We start from the raw sequence: 18,794 nt of genomic DNA, 5'->3' as shown, positions 1-18,794 counted from the left end.
TTACCAACCCAAGGGCCCAACCTTGGCAACCGCATCAGAGTTTGCAACAGAGCCCCTTGGCCGAGCAATATCCCAGTGATTTCGGTGGCGTCTGGATCGAACACGAACCGGTCTACCGCATCATTGTGGCATTCAAGAATGCCGAGGCGCGCCAAACCGTTCGTGACACTGTCGCTCCCTCGATGCGACGCTTCGTGCAGATCAAGAATGTTCGTCATTCGGTCACCGAGCTTGAGCAGCTGATCGACCGGGCCAATGCCGCGATCGCGTCCTTGGGCATCGAATATGTGTCGTATTATGAACATCGCGGGGACAATCTGGTCATCGAGGCCGATCTAGATACCGGGATCGGTGCGATCAGAGCGGCGTTGCCGCAAGATTTGCAATCGTTCATCGTGGTGCGCAAAGGCAATGTGCCTAAGAAAATGCAGGCTACCGGCTATCAGGCAGGCGAAGGTATCTACGCCGGGTGGTGGTTCTCCGACAGCACTGCCGACCCTGCGGCGTACCGCTGCAGTTTCGCTTTCAACGCGCGTGACAATCTTAACCGACAAGGCATTCTCACCGCCGGTCATTGTCCCAACACCCCGCGGATTTTCTTTACGAAAACCACGGCAGACCATTGGGTTTCGCTTACCGCGCCGCAGGCCGAATGGAACGCGCCGAACACCAAATATGATTACCAGTTCCACCGCACCGATGGATTGGCGACCGGACCATGGGTGTTTTACGAAAACGGCACGGGCAAGATCGCTTTCAAGGGTTTTACGGCCACTGACGATTTCACCAAGGATGGTGCCAAGAACGTGATCGCGGGCTATGCTGCGAATGGGTATTTCAAGGTCGTCGGCACTTGGGGATATTACGATCAGACGGTTGGTCAGGTCATGTGCAAATCCGGGCATTCCACGGGTCTGACCTGCGGCGAAATCACGCATGGGTATTACACTTGGAACGGTGCCAAGGGTTTCATCGAGACCGGGAAGTCTGCGGCTTATATTTACGCAACGGCAGGAGACTCAGGCGGCGCGGTGTTTACGCAGCCCACTTCAACCGGGACTGTGAAGGCATCGGGCATTATTGGAGGAGCGACAATCTACGATCCCACACCGGCCTCTTATCCCAGCGGCGATGAGAAGCCCTGCCTTCAGACCATGGAGGGCGTCAGCCCCTACAACATTTCCGACTGTAAACTGATTCACATGCCGATTGACTATATCGATGATCAGCAACTGCTGACCGTGGAAGTTGGGCAATGAGGGCCAATCTCCTATTGAAGATGGGCGTGCTTGCCATGTCAGGGGCGTCGGCCGCTTGCGCGCCCACGCCAACAAGCGAGGCGGTGACAGAGACCACTGTCGCTTCCGCACCGGAACCCAACTCGACCAGCACGACAAACATTTTCATCGCGCGCCGGGTAGGTACTGGAGGCCCGCCGCCCGCGGCGTTGTTTGGCGGACGGTTCGAGGTGGCTGACGGGTGCCTTCTGTTTCGCACCTCCGCCGAGGTGCTGCTTCCGGTCTTTCTGCAGTCTGCATCTATAAGCGCCTCCGAAAACAGCTTGGTCATCGGCGATCGTCGCATCGAAATCGGCAGCGCGATCGAGATCGGTGGTGGGGAAAGAGCAATTAGCGCGAACGATCTGGTATTGAACGCCCCGCCTGCCTGCAATCTCAAGCGCCTTTACATCGGCAGTTGAGGCCTGAATTGGACTTCCTAACGAAAACGTCGCTGGCAAGCAGGCTGTCGGTGGGCGAAGCGAACCTCAGGATCCTTAACGCATAGCGGGGAGCGCGTGGGAGGATGGGACTTTTGAGGAGAGGCACTCCTGCCCGCCAATCGATCGTCACCCAGCAAGGCCAAGACCCGCAGGGGCTCGGTGGAGCTTTTTGACGAAGCCAAGAAGAGTGAGCTGTTCGCGGGCACGTCCTATGAGGTCGCGCCATTCCTGGGTGAATATGGCAGCTTTTCTTAGGTCAGCCCACCAAAACTTGCCAGTCGCAAAACCACCCACGACCGGCCAAGAGCGGCGCCGCCGCGGGATCCTGATACCTGCCCGGCAGCTATGGCCCGCCCGGTTGCCAAGAGCGGAAATTCTCAAAGCGACCCCATATCGGTCACTAAAGCGCTCGGATGTTGGGGCATGTCTCAGCTTATGGCGGTCCGATTGCGGTTCTGTGCGCGACAGAAGCCTGCTCGGCAGCGCGAAGGTCATCGGGGGTGTTCACATTCAGAAATGGGTCAATCGCATCCGGCGATGCCTGAAATTCTGCGACCCGTGCTTGGCAGCTTTCGGCCCAACCGAACACCGAACGTTTTCCCGAGGCCAAATAGTCATGAAGCGCGCCAAGATCATTGGCGGGCCACAAGGCGTTGACAGGGTGCGGCCGCCCAAGGGACGCGGCAATGGCCGGGGCGCCGGTTCGCAAAAGAGTGGCGACGAAGTCCATTGGCAGATGCGGCTGATCGACGGCCACCGTGACGACCTGATCAAGCCCGACATCTCTCGCCCAAGACATCGCCGCATACACTCCGGCGAGCGGACCTGCTTCGGGCCATTGATCGTCGGCGATGACCTTCAGACCAAATCGCGCGTACTGATCAAGATCGTTGGCGTTGATGATCATCGGCCCGGTCGTCTGAGCGCGGATCCGGTCGATGACATGTTCCAGCAACGGCTTGCCGTGCAGATCGGCGAAAGCCTTGTTGGCCCCGAACCTGCGCGAGGCTCCTCCGGCAAGAATGCAGACACCGACTTCAGAGATCCTGCCCACCCACCGACCCATGCACTTGCAACATGTCCTGTACCTTGGCGGCCAGCGTAGAACCAGATTCCTTGCCTTGGGCGACCGGGTGCACGGCTTGCATGGCCTTGCCGATCAGGATCATCGCCGGGCCATCGCCGAGAACGGTGCGGGCCGCCAGTGGCAACATGGCGAGGTCGGTGGCAAACTGTCGCTCATGAGGCAGGCTGACGTTCTCGATCAGGATGACGGGTGTGTCGGCGGCAAGGCCCGCATCGCGCAAGCCCCTGGCGATATGCGGGGCGGCATCCTTGCCCATATAGACCGCCAGTGTCGCTTCGGGATCGGCGAGCGCCTGCCAATCGAGATCGGGCACCGCGCCGCGCTGGGTGTGGGCAGTGACGAACACCAGCCGCCGGGCGAGCCCGCGCAAGGTTAGCGAGGCTACCAGCGAAGCGGCCGCTGCACTGGCGGTGGTGACACCGGCACAAACCTGAACTGTGACGCCGGCATCGCGGCAGGCTTCGATCTCCTCGGTCGCGCGGCCGAAGATTGACGGATCGCCCCCCTTCAACCGGACGACTCGCTGACCTGACAGGGCGGCCTTCACGACAGAAGCGCAGATCAGCGGCTGCGGGGCCGAATGCCTGCCCGCCCGCTTGCCGACGCTGATGCGTTCGACATCGGGCGGCACCAGTGCCAGCACCGCCTCGCTCACCAAGGCATCGTGGAAGACGATGTCAGCGGCCCTGATCAGACGTTCGGCCTTGCGGGTCAAAAGCTCTGGATCGCCCGGCCCTGCACCCACCAGCCAGACCGATCCTGCCGGAAAATCGGCGTGCATCGTCATTCTGCGGCCTCCTTCAGATCAAGCTGCGCGTCCGCGATCATCCGCGCGATGTGCGGGCGGCATGATCCGCAATTGGTGCCCGCACGAGTGGCATTGCCGATGCAAGCGACGGTCGCAGCGCCGCCCGCCATGGCGGCGGTGATTTCGCCTTCACCGACATCGTGACACACGCAGATGATGGCGCCGCGATCCGGCCCCGCCTCACGCGGGCGACCGGCAAGCATGGCAACAGGGTCTGCCACCGGCGCGCCGAGCTGGGCGGCGATCCATTCGCGCGGCGGCAGCGCTCCCTTGCGGGTGATGAACAGCGCGGCGGTGAGCATCCCGGCATCATCGCACACGGCAAAGCGCCGCATGCCCTTGGCGGCGTAGGCCACTTCGCTGCGGGTGCCTTGGGGGAGGAGGGCATCAGGGTCAGCCTCTTCGATGCCGCCGAGTTCATAGAGCCAGCCATGCTCCACCCGCGAGCGCACCCAGTAGTCGCAATCGGGGGTGGCAAGCGGCGCGCGCTCCACCAGGAAGCCGCGCCAGGCGAGGTCAGCGCGCGCGATGCGAGCCGGTGTATCCTTGAAGCCGGGCTGGCCCGAGAGCGGATCAGTGTCGGCGCTGGCGAGCCTGCCGGTGCGTCCGGTGTGCGGTGCGGCGGTCAGGTCGGTCCAGTGCATCGGCACAAACAGCCCGCCGCGCCCCTGCCCTGCGCTCAACGTGGCACGGTAGAGGCTGGTGCCCGCCGGGGTCGTGACCTTGCACAGATCGCCCTCGGCAATCCCGGCAGCGGCGGCATCGGCAGGGTTGATTTCGACCAGCGGCTCACGCCGGTGATGGGCGAGCTTCGCGCTGAGTCCGGTGCGGGTCATGGTGTGCCACTGATCGCGATACCGCCCGGTGTTGAGGCGGAGAGGAAAGGCGGCATCAGGCACGCGCGGCGCGGGCGGGGTGAGGGCGATCAGCCGGGGCTTGCCGGTGGGCGTCGGGTAGCCATCGGCCAGGGGATGCGCGCCGCCCCAGCGCAAGGGCTGCATGGCCTCATAGGCGGCGTCAGAGAGATCGGCCTGCGCGCTCAGATCAAGCTTGCGCCCGCGCGCGGCGGCGAGGGCGGTCATGGCGGCATATTCGCGGAACACGCTGGCTGCGTTCGGGTAATCGAAGGCCGCGCCGTGGCCCATCGCAGCGGCGACATCGGCGATGATCCGCCAGTCGGCGCGCGCTTCACCCGGCGCTTCGAACAATGCGCGCTGGCGGCTGATCACGCGTTCCGAATTGGTGACGGTGCCATCCTTCTCCCCCCAGCCCAGCGCGGGCAGGCGGATATGCGCGAAGCGCGCGGTGTCGGTATCCTCCAGCACATCGGAGACCACCACCGTCTCGCAACCGGCAAGCGCCTCGCGAACCCGGCCCGCATCGGGCATGGACACCGCCGGGTTGGTGGCCATGATCCAGATGAATTTGACCTCGCCCCGGTGCACGGCCTCGAACAGATCAACCGCCTTGAGGCCGGGCCCCTTGGCGAGCCGGTCAGTCTGCCAGAAAGCGCTGACCGCCGCGCGCTCCTCATCCGAAAAGCCCAGATGGCAGGCGAGCATATTGGCCAGCCCCCCGACCTCGCGCCCGCCCATGGCATTGGGCTGGCCGGTGATGCTGAACGGCCCCGCGCCGGGCCGGTTGATGTGCCCGGTGGCAAGGTGGAGGTTGATGATCGCATTGCCCTTGTCAGTCCCGCTGCGCGATTGGTTCGCGCCCTGGCTGAACAGGGTGATCATGCGATCAGAGGCAGCGACCATCGCCAGCAGATCGGCAATCAGCTGCGGGTCGATCCCGTGCTCGGCCGAGCGGTTGTCCCAGAAGCCATCGGGCACCTCGCAGCGCGCCTCCACGCCAGCGCGATCAACCGCAAGGCTGGCGAGCAGCGCATCGAACAGCGCGACATCGCCATCGGGGGCGATCGGGATGTGGAGATCGGCGCGCTCGGCGGTTTCGGTGCGGCGCGGGTCGATCACCACCAACCGGGTGCCATGCGCCTCACGCGCGCGCTCGATCCGCTGCCAGATGACCGGGTGGCACCATGCGGTGTTGGAGCCCACCAGCAGGATCAGATCGGCAGCATCGAGATCGTCATAGGTGCAGGGCACCACATCCTCGCCGAAGGCGCGGCTGTGCGCGGCCACCGCGCTCGCCATGCAAAGGCGCGAATTGGTGTCGATATTCCCCGAACCGATGAAGCCCTTCATCAGCTTGTTGGCGACGTAGTAATCCTCGGTCAAAAGCTGGCCCGAGACATAGAAGGCAACGCTGTCCGGCCCATGTTCGGCAATGCAGGCCTTGAGGCGCGCTGCGACTTCGGCAGTGGCATGGTCCCAGCTGACGCGCTGGTTGCCGATCATTGGGTGGAGCAGCCGCCCCTCCAGCGCGACTGTCTCGCCCAGATGCGTGCCCTTGGAACATAGAGCACCGCGATTGGCGGGGTGGTCGGTATCGCCCCGGATGGTAACGGCGCGCGGGCCGGTCACCTCGGCCGCGATCCCGCAGCCGACGCCGCAATAGGCACAGGTGGTCTTGATCGGAGCCACCGCCTTGCCCCTCAGGCCCCGGCCCGCGCCATGATCGCCGCCCGGTCGAGCCAGATCATCCCGTCTTCGACCTTGAGCGGGATGGTCGGCGTGCAGCCTTTGTCCCCGCCCAATGCCTCGCCCGATTGCAGCGAAATGCGCCAGTTGTGCAGCGGGCACGAGACGCTGTCGCCGTGGACGATGCCTTGCGACAGCGGGCCGCCCTTGTGCGGGCACTTGTTGACCAGCGCATAGAACGCCCCGCCGATGGTGTGGAAGATCGCGATTTCCTCCGCGCCCTCGACCGGCACGGTTCCCGCCATGCCCGGCTCAATCGCACCAACCGCGCACACGCTCACCCAGTCCGCGCTCATTTCGCCGGCTCCATCGCCTTAAGGATGCCGTCAGCGGGCGGCCCGGCGGTGATCCGCCCGACATGGCTGTGCAGGTCCGCCCTGTCGCCAGCCGCGCGCTGCGCCCAGGGGTCGTCCTGCATGAACTGCTGCGAATAGTGGAACCGCGCAGCGAGCGCCTTCACTGCCCCCGGATCATCGTAAAGCTGCGCCTTGATCCATTCGAGACCCTTGCGCTCCAACCACGGCGCGGTGCGTTCCAGATACCAGGCATCCTCGCGGTAAAGCTGGACGAAGGCGGCACAGTGTTCGAGCGCTTCTTCCTCCGTCGCGACCCGGGTGAGCAGATCGGTGGCGCGCACCTTGATCCCGCCATTGCCGCCGATGTGGAGTTCATAGCCGCTGTCGACGCAGACCACGCCGAAATCCTTGATCGTCGCCTCGGCGCAATTCCTCGGGCAGCCGCTCACTGCCATCTTGAACTTGTGCGGCATCCAGCTGCCCCAGCTCATCTGTTCGAGCTTGACCCCGAGCCCGGTCGAATCCTGCGTGCCGAACCGGCACCATTCGCTGCCGACGCAGGTCTTCACCGTGCGCAGGCTCTTGCCATAGGCGTGGCCCGAGACCATCCCGGCGGCGTTCAGGTCAGCCCAGACGGCGGGCAGATCTTCCTTTTTGATCCCGAAAATGTCGAGCCGCTGGCCGCCCGTGACCTTGACCATGCGCGCGTCGTATTTCTCGACCACGTCGGCAATCGCGCGCAGCTCGCGCGGATTGGTGATCCCGCCCCACATGCGCGGGACGACCGAATAGGTGCCATCCTTCTGGATGTTGGCGTGCATCCGCTCGTTGACGAAGCGGCTTTTCTGATCGTCGACATATTCGCCGGGCCACGCGCACAGCAGGTAGTAATTGAGCGCTGGGCGGCACTTGGAGCAGCCATCCGGGGTCGACCAGTGGAGTTCCTGCATGACCTGCGGGATCGACCGGAATCCGCGCTCCACGATCGCGGGGCGCACGTCATCGTGGCCGAAGCTGGTGCAGCCGCACAGCGTCTTGGCGCTTTCCTCGACCCCGTCGCCCAGCGTCAGCGCGAGCAGGCGTTCGACGAGGTCCGTGCACGATCCGCAGCTGGCTGACGCCTTGCACCCGGCGCGCACCGCATCGAGGCTCGCCGCGCCGCCGGTGATGCAGGCGACCACCTTGCCCTTGGACACGCCGTTGCAGCCGCAGATTTCTGCGTCGTCCGAAAGTGCTGCAACGGCGGCGTTAGGGTCCGCGAGCGCGCCCCCGGCGGCGAAGGCCTGCCCGAAGATCAGCGCCTCGCGGATGTCGGAGACGTCCTGCTGCTGCCGGAGCAGATCGAAATACCAGTTGCCGTCCTGCGTATCGCCATACAGCACCGCGCCGACGACGCGGTCGTCCTTCACCACCACGCGCTTGTAAATCCCACGCGCTGCATCGCGCAGGACAATGTCCTCGCATCCCTCGCCACCGCTGAAGTCGCCGGCGGAGAAGACATCGACGCCCGAGACCTTGAGCTTGGTCGAGGTGACCGAGCCTTCATAGCCCTTGGGGCTGGCGGCCAGCCCTGCGGCGAGCGCGCGGCACATCTCCCAGATCGGCGCGACAAGGCCGTAGCACGCCCCGCGATGCTGCACGCATTCGCCCACGGCAAGGATCGCCGGATCGCTGGTGACCATGTCGTCATCGACGATGATCCCGCGCTCGACCGCCAGCCCGCTGGCCTTGGCGAGAGTGCCGTTGGGCCGGATGCCGACCGCCATGACCACCAGATCGGCGGGGATTTCGGTGCCGTCCTTCAATCGGACGCCGCCCACGCGCCCGTCCTGTTCGATGATTTCGGCGGTGTCCGCACCGGTCAGGATCGTCATCCCCCGGCCTTCCAGCTCGGACTTGAGGAGATAGCCCGCCGCCTCGTCGAGCTGGCGTTCCATCAGGGTGGGCATCAGGTGAACGACCGTCACTGCCATGCCGCGCAAGCTGAGACCGTGCGCCGCTTCGAGCCCGAGCAATCCGCCGCCGATCACCACCGCCCTGCTGCTGGTCTCGGCCGCGGCGAGCATCGTCTCGACATCGTCAAGATCGCGGAAGGTGACGACGCCGGGCAGATCCTTGCCCGGCACCGGGATCACAAACGGATCAGACCCCGTGGCGATCAGCAGCCGATCATAGCTTTCGATCCGCCCGCCGCGCGAGACCACCTGCTGTGCGGCGCGATCAATATGCACCACCGGATCGCCGCTGACGAGAGTGATGCCATTGTCGGCATACCATTCGGCGGTGTTGATCACGATCTCATCGAAGCTCTTCTCTCCCGCCAGCACGGGGGAGAGCATGATGCGATTGTAATTGACCCTTGGCTCTGCCCCGAAGATCGTGATCGCCCAGCGGTCCGGTTCGAGCGCGAGGATTTCCTCCACCGCGCGGCACCCGGCCATGCCGTTGCCGATCACGACAAGCCGTTCCTTGGCGTCAGCGTGGCGGGGTGCCGGGATGCTGGTTTGCAGGTTCACTTGGGTTCTCCGTTGATGCGGGGCAGAGCGCCGGGCTCAGAAGCTGACTTCGGCCTGGAGGGTGAAGCGGGTGGTGTCGGGGCCGAAGCCTTGGGTCTGGTAGTTGCCGTATTTCGCCAGCAGGCCGACATCGCCGATCTTGAAGCTCACCACACCGTCGACTTCGGTGCCGTAATCCAGCCCGCCGAAGTCGCTGTCGAATTCGTGATAGGTCGCCTCTACGGTCAAGCCGCTGGGCAAGCCCTTGATCGCGAACTTCTTCGAAAGGCGGACGTTGCTGTCGCGCACGCCACCCGCCGGGGTGATGAGGAACAGGTCGGCATAGCCTTGGAAGGCGTGGGCCGTGGCGAGCGGGGTCTGGAACGCGGCGCGCCCGCCATCGCTGCCCAGCTCTTCATACTGGGCGCGCAAGGTGAAGCCCGCGTAGGCCACGCTGCCTTCGGCGAGGAAGTAATCCGCGCTGAAATTGACCGGGTTACGCCCGGTATCGCGCTCGTTGGCGTAGCCGCCCTTCAGGCCGATCTTGGCCTTGCCGGCCGGGATCGTCGCGGTGACGGTCGCGCCATAGGTCTGGCTCGAAAAGGCAAGGCGGGTGTCGTAATCATACTCGTAGCGGAAGGCGACGATGCGCACCGGATCGAACACGGCGGCGACCTTGGTTAACAGGAAATCGCCTTCGAATTCCTGGTTCGGGCTCTTCGATCCGAAGATCGTGCGCTGGCTGATGGCATAGGTCTGGTCGATCTCGACCGGGCCGAGCTTGCCGATCGCGCGCACTGCATCGAAGGTCTGCTCGTTCTGCCGCCAGATGACGTTGCCGATGAAGCGCGCGTTCTCGTGGATGATCCGCTGGCGGCCCACGGTGGCGGAGAAATCCTTGGCGGCATAGCCGATGCTGAGCCGGTTGAGCTCGGTCGTGTCGGGATCGGCGATGACGGGGAAGGGCTCCACCCCGTTGCCGGGGATGGTGTCGTTGAAATCATCCTCCAGTGCGCGGGTGAACTCGCCCTCGGCAATCAGCGAGAAGCCTTTTGCCTTCAGCTCCGCCCCCAGGCGGGTGTGGACCGTGATCGAGGTGGCGGTGTCCGGGAAGTTCGACTGGTCATTGGTTTCCAGCCGCAGCCGCGCATCGACAATCGGGTCCAGAGTAACATCCTCGCCGATCTTCTGCGGGGCAAGTGGCCCGGCCAGCGCGGGCGTGGAAGTGACGGCAAGGACAGCGGCACAGGCGAGAAATTTCGAACGCATCAAGACCCCCTTTGCGCCGCCGTTGAGCGGTCGCATCGTGCTAACGGGAAGCCGAGCATCGTTGCCCGAACAGTGGTGACCCATGCGGGCCGCCGGAGAGGCGTGGCTGACAGAGCGCGGCGCCATTGCCGCAACTCACCACGTGGAAGCGGTGGGCCCGGTCAGGCAGCTTTGGTCGCCGGGCCGTGGTCATATTCGGCAAGGAAATGCAGCACCTCCTGCCGGTATTGGTAGAACTGCGGGTGTTCGAGCAGCTCCTTGCGATTGCGCGGGCGAGGCAGGTCGACCGTCAGGATCTTGCCGATCGTGGCGCGCGGCCCGTTGGTCATCATCACCACCCGGTCAGCCAGCAGAATCGCCTCGTCCACGTCATGGGTCACCATGATCGCGGTCACCTTGGTGCGGTTCCAGGTTTCGACCAGCACGTCCTGCAAATCCCAGCGCGTAAGGCTGTCGAGCATCCCGAAGGGCTCATCAAGCAGCAGCAGCCGCGGTGAAAGCGCGAAGGCGCGCGCGATGCCAACCCGCTGGCGCATCCCGTTCGACATTTCGGCGGCCATCTTGTCCGTGGCATCGCCAAGGCCGACCCGGTCGAGATAGTAATCGATGATGTCGGCCCGCTCGGCCTTGGCGGCGTGGGGGTAAACCCGCTCCACCCCCAGCGCGACATTCTCGCGCGCGGTCAGCCAGGGCATCAGGCTGGGGGCCTGGAACACCACCGCCTTGTCGGGCCCTGCGGCGGTGATCTCGCGGTTGTCGAGCACGATCCCGCCGCCGCTGATCGCATTGAGGCCTGCCGCCATCGACAGCACAGTCGATTTGCCGCAGCCCGAATGGCCGATCAGCGAGATGAACTCGCCCCGGTCCATCAGCAGGTTGAAATCCTCGACCACCTTCAGCGGGCCCTTGGGGGTGGGGTAGACCTTGTCGAGCCGGAAAAACTCCAGATAGCGCTTGTCGACCGCACTGCGGGCCGCATCGCGATAGGCCTGCGGCGGGGGCGCAAGGTCGAGCGGGGTGACATTGGGCAGGGCAACCGTGCTTTCGCCCACGCTGCCGCTCTGCTCATTCAGCGCGCCGAGATAGTCGACGATCTCCTTGCGCAGCCGCTGGTAGGTGGCATCGGCGTTGACCCCTTCGCGGTCGCGCGGGCGCGCCACATCGACTTGCCAGATCTGACCGATCCGCGCGGCCGGTGCCGGAGTCAGCACCGCCACCCTGTCTGCCAGCAACAAGGCCTCGTCCACATCATTGGTGACAAGCAGGATGGTGCGGCCCTCCTCCTTGCGAATACGCTCGATCTCGTCCTGCAGTTTTGCGCGGGTGAGCGCGTCGAGCGCCGAGAGCGGCTCGTCCAGCAGCAGGATTTCGGGCTCCATCGCCAGTGCGCGCGCCACCGCGACCCGTTGACGCATCCCGCCCGAAAGCTGCGCGGGCTTGCGGTCCATTGCGTGGCCGAGCCCGACCAGCTCGACCTTCTGGCGCACCAGCGCGCGGCGTTCGGCCTTGCTGCGGGTCTTGTGGACCGCATCGACCGCGAGTGTCACGTTGCCTTCGACCGTAAGCCAAGGGAACAGCGAATAGGACTGGAAGACGAGGCCCCGTTCCCGGTCAGGCCCGTCAATCGGCTTGCCCCGCAAGGTCATGGTGCCGCCGTCCGGCTCCACCAGCCCGGCGAGCGCGCTGATCAGCGTGGTTTTGCCTGCCCCGGAAAAGCCGAGGATCGCCACGAACTCGCCCTCGGCCACATCAAGGTCGATGCCGCCCAGCACCTCGGTGACGCCGCCGGTCTTGCCGACATAGGACTTGGTAAGGCCGCGCAGGGAAAGGAATGGAGTGTCGCTCATGCCCGCCTCCTCAGACCGTGCGGTTCTTGGAGACGAGGCCTTGCAGCGCCATCATCACCCGGTCGAGCAGGAAGCCGATCAGCCCGATCACGATCACCGCGAACATGATCCGCGCGAGGCTCTGCGAAGAACCGTTCTGGAACTCGTCCCACACGAACTTGCCAAGGCCCGGGTTCTGCGCGAGCATTTCCGCCGCGATCAGCACCATCCAGCCCACGCCCAGCGACAGGCGCATACCGGTGAAGATATAGGGCAGCGATGCCGGCAGAACGAGCTTGGTCAGCTTGTCGAACCAGCCCAGCCGCAGCACCTTGCCGACATTGAGCAGGTCCTTGTCGATCGAACTGGTGCCGACCGCCGTGTTGATCAGTGTCGGCCACAGCGAACACAGCATCACCACCAGCGCCGAGATCACAAACGCCTTGGGCAGCAGCGGATCGGCGCTGGTGATCATCGCCGAAATCACCATCGTGACAATCGGCAGCCAGGCGAGCGGGCTGACCGGTTTCATGATCTGCACCAGCGGGTTGATCGCCGCGTTGAACCGCTTGCTCAGCCCCGCCATCAACCCGATCGGCACCGCCAGCAGCGTTGCCAGCGCAAAGCCAAGGGCAACGGTCTTCAGCGAGGTCAGGATCTGGTCGAGGAAGGTCGGCGATCCCGAATATTCGAAATCGCTGATCGCCGCGACATTGCCCGATGCTCTTGCTGCGGCATTGCTGGCTTCCTGCTGGGCATAGAAGGCCGCTTCGGCATCGTTGGCTGCGGCATATTCGCCGTAGAGGCCCGCGCCTGCCTTGGCGACCTCGAACGGCCCGGGAAGCGTGCCGAGCGAGGTATCGACCTGCGGAGCGAGCAGCGCCCATGCGCCGAGGAACGCCAGAATCCCGATCACCGGCCACAGCAGGGCAAGTGCCTGCTCCTTGACCTTGGCCGCAAGCGGGTTGCCAGCGGGTGCCTTTTCCGCAGGCATTCCGGCAGCTTCGTCATCGGTCGGAGCGGTCATTGATGCCGCGCCGGTCTTGTCCGCGGGTTCTGAGGCATCGGACAGGGGTTGTGCATATGCGGTGGCCATGATGGGGATCCTCGAGAGGGAAGGATGTCGGGCAAAATCAGCCGCCGGTGACACCGGCTGCGGTGACCTTCTGGCCCTGCTTCAGGCCGATCGGGAACTTGGCGAGATAGGCATTGGGCTTGGAGCCATCGAAGGTGACGCCATCAATGAAGCCGCCCTGTTCGCCGCGAAAGCCGTTGGTTTCGGGGACGCTGTCCGCAGGGATCTTGCCATCGGCCACCAGTTTCTTGGCAGCGGCAAGGTAAAGGTCAGGGCGATAGACCGCCTTGGCGGTATCGAAATACCACTGGTCGTCCTTGTCGCTGGCGATCTGCCCCCAGCGGCGCATCTGAGTGAGATACCAGACCGCGTCCGAATAGAACGGGTAGCCCGCATACTTGTCGAAGAAGATGTTGAAGCCCTTGGCTTCGCGGGTATCGCCCGGCGCGAAGGTGAATACCCCGGTCATCGATGCCGCGATCACCGCTGCATCGGCGCCCACGTAGTTCGGGCGGCTGAGGATTTCGACCGCTTCCTTGCGGTTCTTGCCCCCGTCAGCATCAAGCCAAGCTTGCGCCTTGATGATCGCGCGCAACAGCGCAGCAGTGGTCGCGGGGTTCTTTTCGGCAAAGTCCTTGCGCAGACCCAGCACCTTCTCCGGGTTGTTGTTCCAGATTTCGTTATCGGTGATAATCGGCACGCCGATCTTCTTGGCGACCGCCGCCTGGTTCCACGGCTCGCCCACGCTGTAACCCTCGATCGTGCCCGCTTCGAGGGTTGCTGGCATCTGCGGCGGCGGGGTGACCGACAGCTTGACGTCCGCCCCGACCACGCCCTGCACATCACCTTCGGTGTAGTAGCCGGGGTTGAGGCCCCCGGCGGCGAGCCAGTAGCGGATTTCGTAATTGTGGGTGCTGACCGGGAAGACCATGCCCATGTTGAAGGGCTTGCCCTCGGCCTTAAACTTGGCGACGACCGGCTTGAGCACGCTGGCCGGGATCGGGTGGGTGGGCTTGCCGCCCGCATCCTTGGGCAGGCCCGGTTCGATCATGCCCCAGACCTTGTTCGACACCGTGATGGCATTGCCGTTGAGATCGAGGCTGAGCGGCGCGATCAGATCGGCCTTGGTCCCGTAACCAATGGTCGCGGCAATCGGCTGCCCGGCGAGCATGTGCGCCCCGTCCAACTGTCCCGCGATCACCCCATCGAGCAGCACCTTCCAGTTCGCCTGCGGCTCAAGCGTGACGTTGAGGCCTTCCTCGGCAAAGAAGCCTTTCTCCTTGGCGATGGCGAGCGGCGCCATGTCGGTGAGCTTGATGAAGCCGAGCTTGAGGTTGGGCTTCTCGATTGCGCCATCGACCGTTGCGGCCACGACATTCTCGCCCGAACCATCCGCCGATGCCCCGCATCCGGCGAGCGCCACACTGGCTAGGACCGCAGCGATCAGCCCGCGCCGGTCGAATGAGAAGTGCCCCTTGATGTGCCGGGTGGGTGTCATTGTCATTGGTCCTTTCGCCCCGAAATCGAACGCAAAAAAGCCGCCTCGTCGCATCCCCGGACAGGGACAAAACGGGCGGCGTCGTTGCCACAAATTTTTCGCATCACGCGAGGGAGAGTACGATTCCTACGTCGGAGCCGTGTCTCGCGTACGAATCGAATAACCCAAGTTGATGGAAATCGCAAACCCCCTTTTGCGCCGCAGCATCATTTTTGCGATGCAATATATTCCGGGAGGCGGTCGGGATCGAAACTGATGCCGTCGAAAAAGGTGTTGTTTTCCATAAGCATCGTGCCCGCGTGGGTGTGGGCTTCGAGCGCCTGCGACAGGCTCCCTTCGACCTTCGAGCTCGACGTCGGCAATTGTCCCGGCATGTCGCGCAGAGCGCTGCGATAAACATCCGGGCGGAACACCCGCGCGGCGGCGTTCGCCTGCCCGGCATCATATTCCAGCCCGTCCCAGCGCACCAGCTGGCTGTAGAGCCATTCCGATTGGCTGACCCATGGGAAATTCGCTGCTTCCCGGTGCTGGAACATGAAATCGGGATAGTGCCGCGCCGCCTCGCCCTGCTTAAGCACAAGCCGATCGGAGATCGCGCGAAGCAGCAGCGTGGCGGAGGCATCGCAATATTCTGGCCGGGCGAGGATCGCGGCATTGGTTTCCCAGTTGGCCGGATCGACAAAATGCTCGCCCGCCCGGTGCATGGCGCGGATCAGCCCTTCGACCGACGGGCGGATTTCCTCCAGCCGCTCGGTCCGCAGCGCCAGCACCTTCTCCACCCCGCGCCGCCAGATTTGCGCCGTGGCGAGCACGATTTGCCCCACGCCCTTGTCCACTGCGATCGAATTCCACGGCTCGCCCACGCACGACCCATCGATCTCGCCCGCCGCCAGCGCGTCGGCGCTGAAGGGCGGGGCGACGGTGACGATCTCGATATCGACATCGGGCCGGATGCCGCATCCGGCCAGCCAATACCGCAGCATGTAATTGTGGCTGGAATAGCGATGGACGACCCCGAAGCGCAGCCGCTCCCCCGCATCGCGCCGCCGGGCCGCAAGCGCCCTCAGCCGCCCACCAAGTTCGGTGGGATCGGACAGCGTGCCATCGCACCCAAGTTCCTGCGCAAGCCGGTTCGAGACCGTAATGGCATTGCCATTGAGCCCCAGCACAAACGGCGCGGCAATGCTTTGCGCCGGCCGGCCGCGGCCCAGCGTCGTGGCGATCGCCAAAGGAGCCAGCATGTGCGCCGCATCGCTGTGCCCGTAGAGCAGCCGGTCCAACACCGTCGCCCACGAAACATCGCGCACGAAGCTCAGCTCAAGGCCCTCTTCTGCGGCAAAGCCATGTTCCTGCGCCAGGATCGGTAGGCACGCATCGATCAGCGGCAGAAACCCGATTGTCAGCCGCTCGGTCATTGCCCGTCTCCCATCAGCTCATGCGCGGTCACGACGGCTTCAGCGATGTCGATGATGCGCCGGTTGGTCGACATCGCCTTCTTGCGCAGTTCGGCATAGGCCGCCGGCTCACCGATGTTCCTGGTTTTCATCAGGATGCGCTTCGCCTTGTCGATCGTATCGCGCTCGGCGAGCTTGCCTTGCGCTTCGGCCAATTCATGCTGAAGCCGCGCGAAGGCATGAAACCGCTGGATCGTCATCTTGAGCAGGGGCGCGATCCGGTGGGCCGACAGCCCGTCCACCACATAGGTCGATACGCCTGCGTCGATCGAAGCGGCAATCTGGTCGTCATCGCTGCGATCGACGAACATGGCGATCGGATGATCGAGCGCACGGCTGACGGCGAAGTATTCCTCAAGCACATCGCGAGAGGGGTTCCCGAGATCCATGAAGATGACATCGGGTGCGATCTCAGCGATGCGTGCGACCAGCCCGGTGCGCGAGGTGAGGGTGAAGATCTCGCATCCCTCGAGCGCGGACAGCCCTTCCTCGATAATCGAGGCCCGGGGGGCGCTTTCATCGACAATCGCAATCCGCATGGCGCTTGTGTGCAATGCAGCATGGAGTGATGGCAAGCCTTTAGTGCGGTAGAGGATTGCCTTGCCGCCTTTGGCGATCTTGCGGCCTGCCCCGATGCAACCGAGGCAGGCCTACAGGGCCGCAAATCCTTGCCCCCGGTTTCCGATACGCTTCCCCAGGATTTGGCGGATGCAAAGCTGCCATTCCGAATTCCACCGACTTGTTGCCGGTTCAGCGATCTCAGCTTTTCACCGAAAGCGGCCATCGGAGCTTGCCCGACGGCCGCCATGATGGTCAGATTTCGATACGCTCAGCGAGGACTAGCGCGTCCTCCACGTCGACACCGAGATAGCGGACAGTGTTCTCGATCTTGGAATGTCCCAGAAGGATCTGGACCGCACGCAGATTTCCCGTTGTCCGATAGATCATGGCCGCCTTGGTGCGCCGCATGGAATGCGTGCCGTAGTCTTCACGCCGCAATCCGACAGCGGTGACCCATTCATCGACGAGCCGGGCATACTGCCGCGTGCTCATCGGTTGACCGGAATGGATCCTGCTTGGGAACACGAAATCATCGATGGTGCCGCCACGTCGCAGCAGCCATGTTGCGAGGCTCGAGCGGGCGTCAGCAGTGATTTCAAATTGCACCGGCCGTCCGGTCTTCCGCTGAATGATCATTGCGCGGTCGCGAACTTCGGATCCGGCGACGAGGTCGCCGATCTTGAGCTTCACGAGATCGCAGCCCCGCAGCTTGCTGTCGATCGCCAGGTCGAACAGCGCGCGGTCGCGGAGCCGCTCCTCGCGATCAAGGAAGAAGCGGATCGCCCAAATCTGTTTCTGGGTCAGTGGCCGCTTTGTGCCGACGGTTTTGCCGGCATTCCACACAACGCGGTTCTGCATGGCAGGGTCGAAGTGAGAATAGGTCATCATCTTTCTCCATGGCCTTGATTGGCCTAGAGGAAAGAACGGGAAATGAATGTGATTTGGCCATTGATCGCGCCGACGGATCGGGACCCTGCAATTTAACGGGACAGAATTGGCCTGACCCTGTCCGAGATCATAACCTCTTGGCCTGTCGGCGCATTCTTAAGCGGGCTGGACATCCAATGGATGGAGTTTCGGCATTACTGCGGTCACCGGCGACCCAGTTGAGCCTGCTATGCTGGCTCGCGCACGCGCTCGATAGAAATCGTCTCCGATCCGCCTTTGGCTTGCGCAAGATCATAGGCGGACTGCATCCGCAGCATGGTGGCGGCAGAAACACCAAATGCCTTCTCGAACCGGATCGCCATCTCCGGGGTCAGCGCAGCCCTGCCATTCAGCAAGCGGCTCAACGCAGGCCGAGTAACCTTGAGATGATCTGCGGTGCTCGACACATTCATGTTGTAAGGCTTCACGATCTCTTCGAGCAACCAAGGGCCCGGGTGGATCGCGAAGCTGTCATGGAGCTTGATAGCCATCAGTGATAGTCCTCCAGGTCGAGATCAGCGACGGTGAGTTCGTCGATCATTGTGAATGTCAGCCGCCAGTTTCGGGTTACCGTCATGGCAAAGTATCCCTCCCTGTCGCCAGTTAGGGGATGAAACCCGAAATTCGGCGGCACCGCCAGCTCGTCCAGGCTCTCTACCGAGGCAATGAACGCCAGCATGCGACGGAGCCGGTCAGCCTCCATCAGCCCTGCTGGCTTCCCGGTCTCAGCAAATCTGCGAAGCGCCTTGTGGCGGATGCTTCCGATTTCCATGGAGGTGTAATCCCACAAGTTACACAAAGAGTCAACAGCGGTGTAACCCCTGAGGCTACACCTCGGTCATTGGAGCAGCAGCTTGCAAAAATACGCACTCACACGCGAAGCAGGTCGCTGATAACCGATGAAGCGGTCGCTGTCGGAATGAAAACCCGTGTACGAAACGAGATAATTTCGGTGAAGCATCCGATGCTCTTCAGCCAAGGGAGCTGATCGACAGGCGCTCCGACGATTTCGTAGCGCTGCTCGCCTGCCACACGCGAACATTTGATGGTCGCCTCGAACGGCCGCTTGATCGGGATGATCCGGCTTTCGCTGAGCGCCTTGATGATCGTATCCGAACTCAGTTCAACGGTAGAGGCAATGTCGAATTTCTCGAGCAGCTTTGCCACATCGAGCT

General features: G+C 63.5%; 16 protein-coding genes and 1 pseudogene. 2 read left to right on the top strand and 15 right to left on the bottom strand.

What is annotated here, in order from left to right; genetic code table 11:
• Together AX692_RS07540 and AX692_RS07535 are read left to right on the top strand one after the other, a co-directional pair.
• On the top strand, positions 1 to 1,259 hold a 1,259-nt coding region (locus AX692_RS07540), incomplete at its 5' end, for a S1 family peptidase (protein ID WP_230960752.1).
• A complete protein-coding gene (locus AX692_RS07535; RefSeq protein ID WP_073975103.1) occupies positions 1,256 to 1,699 on the top strand; it encodes a hypothetical protein in 444 nt (147 codons plus the stop codon). The genes AX692_RS07540 and AX692_RS07535, both read left to right, overlap by 4 nt.
• Before the next feature lie 454 nt (positions 1,700 to 2,153).
• Here AX692_RS07535 and mobA read toward each other — a convergent pair whose 3' ends face one another.
• The 15 genes and pseudogenes from mobA to AX692_RS20075 all read right to left on the bottom strand — a co-directional run.
• Positions 2,154 to 2,774 carry a molybdenum cofactor guanylyltransferase gene (gene mobA / locus AX692_RS07530; RefSeq protein WP_066529959.1) on the bottom strand — a complete coding sequence of 207 codons (621 nt, stop codon included), beginning with the start codon at positions 2,772 to 2,774 and terminating at the stop codon, positions 2,154 to 2,156.
• Positions 2,758 to 3,594 (bottom strand): uroporphyrinogen-III C-methyltransferase, encoded by an 837-nt coding sequence (cobA, locus tag AX692_RS07525; protein WP_081095201.1) that lies wholly within the window; start codon positions 3,592 to 3,594, stop codon positions 2,758 to 2,760. Before cobA ends, mobA begins: the two co-directional genes overlap by 17 nt.
• Positions 3,591 to 6,161: a nitrate reductase gene (locus tag AX692_RS07520; protein ID WP_066529961.1), complete on the bottom strand. Its 2,571-nt coding sequence runs from the start codon at positions 6,159 to 6,161 to the stop codon at positions 3,591 to 3,593. The genes cobA and AX692_RS07520 overlap by 4 nt, the downstream gene beginning before the upstream one ends.
• Before the next feature lie 11 nt (positions 6,162 to 6,172).
• The gene (gene nirD, locus AX692_RS07515; protein ID WP_066529964.1) at positions 6,173 to 6,514 is read right to left on the bottom strand and encodes a nitrite reductase small subunit NirD; all 342 of its coding nucleotides are present in this window, start codon (positions 6,512 to 6,514) and stop codon (positions 6,173 to 6,175) included.
• Complete coding sequence (gene nirB, locus AX692_RS07510; protein ID WP_066650432.1) at positions 6,511 to 9,030, bottom strand: nitrite reductase large subunit NirB; 2,520 nt, start codon at positions 9,028 to 9,030, stop codon at positions 6,511 to 6,513. Before nirB ends, nirD begins: the two co-directional genes overlap by 4 nt.
• Before the next feature lie 36 nt (positions 9,031 to 9,066).
• On the bottom strand, positions 9,067 to 10,278 hold the full coding sequence (locus tag AX692_RS07505; RefSeq protein ID WP_066530003.1) for a hypothetical protein: 1,212 nt from the start codon (positions 10,276 to 10,278) through the stop codon (positions 9,067 to 9,069).
• Positions 10,279 to 10,439: 161 nt separating this feature from the next.
• Positions 10,440 to 12,125 (bottom strand): ABC transporter ATP-binding protein, encoded by a 1,686-nt coding sequence (locus AX692_RS07500; protein ID WP_066529968.1) that lies wholly within the window; start codon positions 12,123 to 12,125, stop codon positions 10,440 to 10,442.
• Between the two features lie 10 nt (positions 12,126 to 12,135).
• Positions 12,136 to 13,200, bottom strand: a complete 1,065-nt coding sequence (locus AX692_RS07495) for an ABC transporter permease (RefSeq protein WP_066529970.1) — start codon at positions 13,198 to 13,200, stop codon at positions 12,136 to 12,138.
• Positions 13,201 to 13,237: 37 nt separating this feature from the next.
• A complete protein-coding gene (locus tag AX692_RS07490; protein ID WP_066529972.1) occupies positions 13,238 to 14,677 on the bottom strand; it encodes a CmpA/NrtA family ABC transporter substrate-binding protein in 1,440 nt (479 codons plus the stop codon).
• Between the two features lie 206 nt (positions 14,678 to 14,883).
• Positions 14,884 to 16,092, bottom strand: a complete 1,209-nt coding sequence (locus tag AX692_RS07485; protein WP_066529973.1) for an ABC transporter substrate-binding protein — start codon at positions 16,090 to 16,092, stop codon at positions 14,884 to 14,886.
• A complete protein-coding gene (locus tag AX692_RS07480; protein ID WP_066529975.1) occupies positions 16,089 to 16,670 on the bottom strand; it encodes an ANTAR domain-containing response regulator in 582 nt (193 codons plus the stop codon). The genes AX692_RS07485 and AX692_RS07480 overlap by 4 nt, the downstream gene beginning before the upstream one ends.
• 274 nt (positions 16,671 to 16,944) lie before the next feature.
• Entirely contained in the window at positions 16,945 to 17,577 is a 633-nt protein-coding gene (locus AX692_RS07475) for a tyrosine-type recombinase/integrase (RefSeq protein WP_073975283.1), read from the bottom strand.
• Between the two features lie 230 nt (positions 17,578 to 17,807).
• Positions 17,808 to 18,110 carry a HigA family addiction module antitoxin gene (locus AX692_RS07470; protein ID WP_058456848.1) on the bottom strand — a complete coding sequence of 101 codons (303 nt, stop codon included), beginning with the start codon at positions 18,108 to 18,110 and terminating at the stop codon, positions 17,808 to 17,810.
• Positions 18,110 to 18,391 (bottom strand): type II toxin-antitoxin system RelE/ParE family toxin, encoded by a 282-nt coding sequence (locus AX692_RS07465; protein ID WP_073975281.1) that lies wholly within the window; start codon positions 18,389 to 18,391, stop codon positions 18,110 to 18,112. Before AX692_RS07465 ends, AX692_RS07470 begins: the two co-directional genes overlap by 1 nt.
• Positions 18,392 to 18,489: 98 nt before the next feature.
• Positions 18,490 to 18,794: pseudogene (locus tag AX692_RS20075) on the bottom strand (methylase); the annotation flags it as partial.

Origin of the sequence: Erythrobacter donghaensis, assembly GCF_001557325.1 — a bacterium.
Classification (GTDB): Bacteria; Pseudomonadota; Alphaproteobacteria; order Sphingomonadales; family Sphingomonadaceae; genus Erythrobacter; species Erythrobacter donghaensis_B.
Note: the sequence above shows the minus strand (reverse complement) of the source record. Positions and strands in the feature narration are given on the sequence as shown.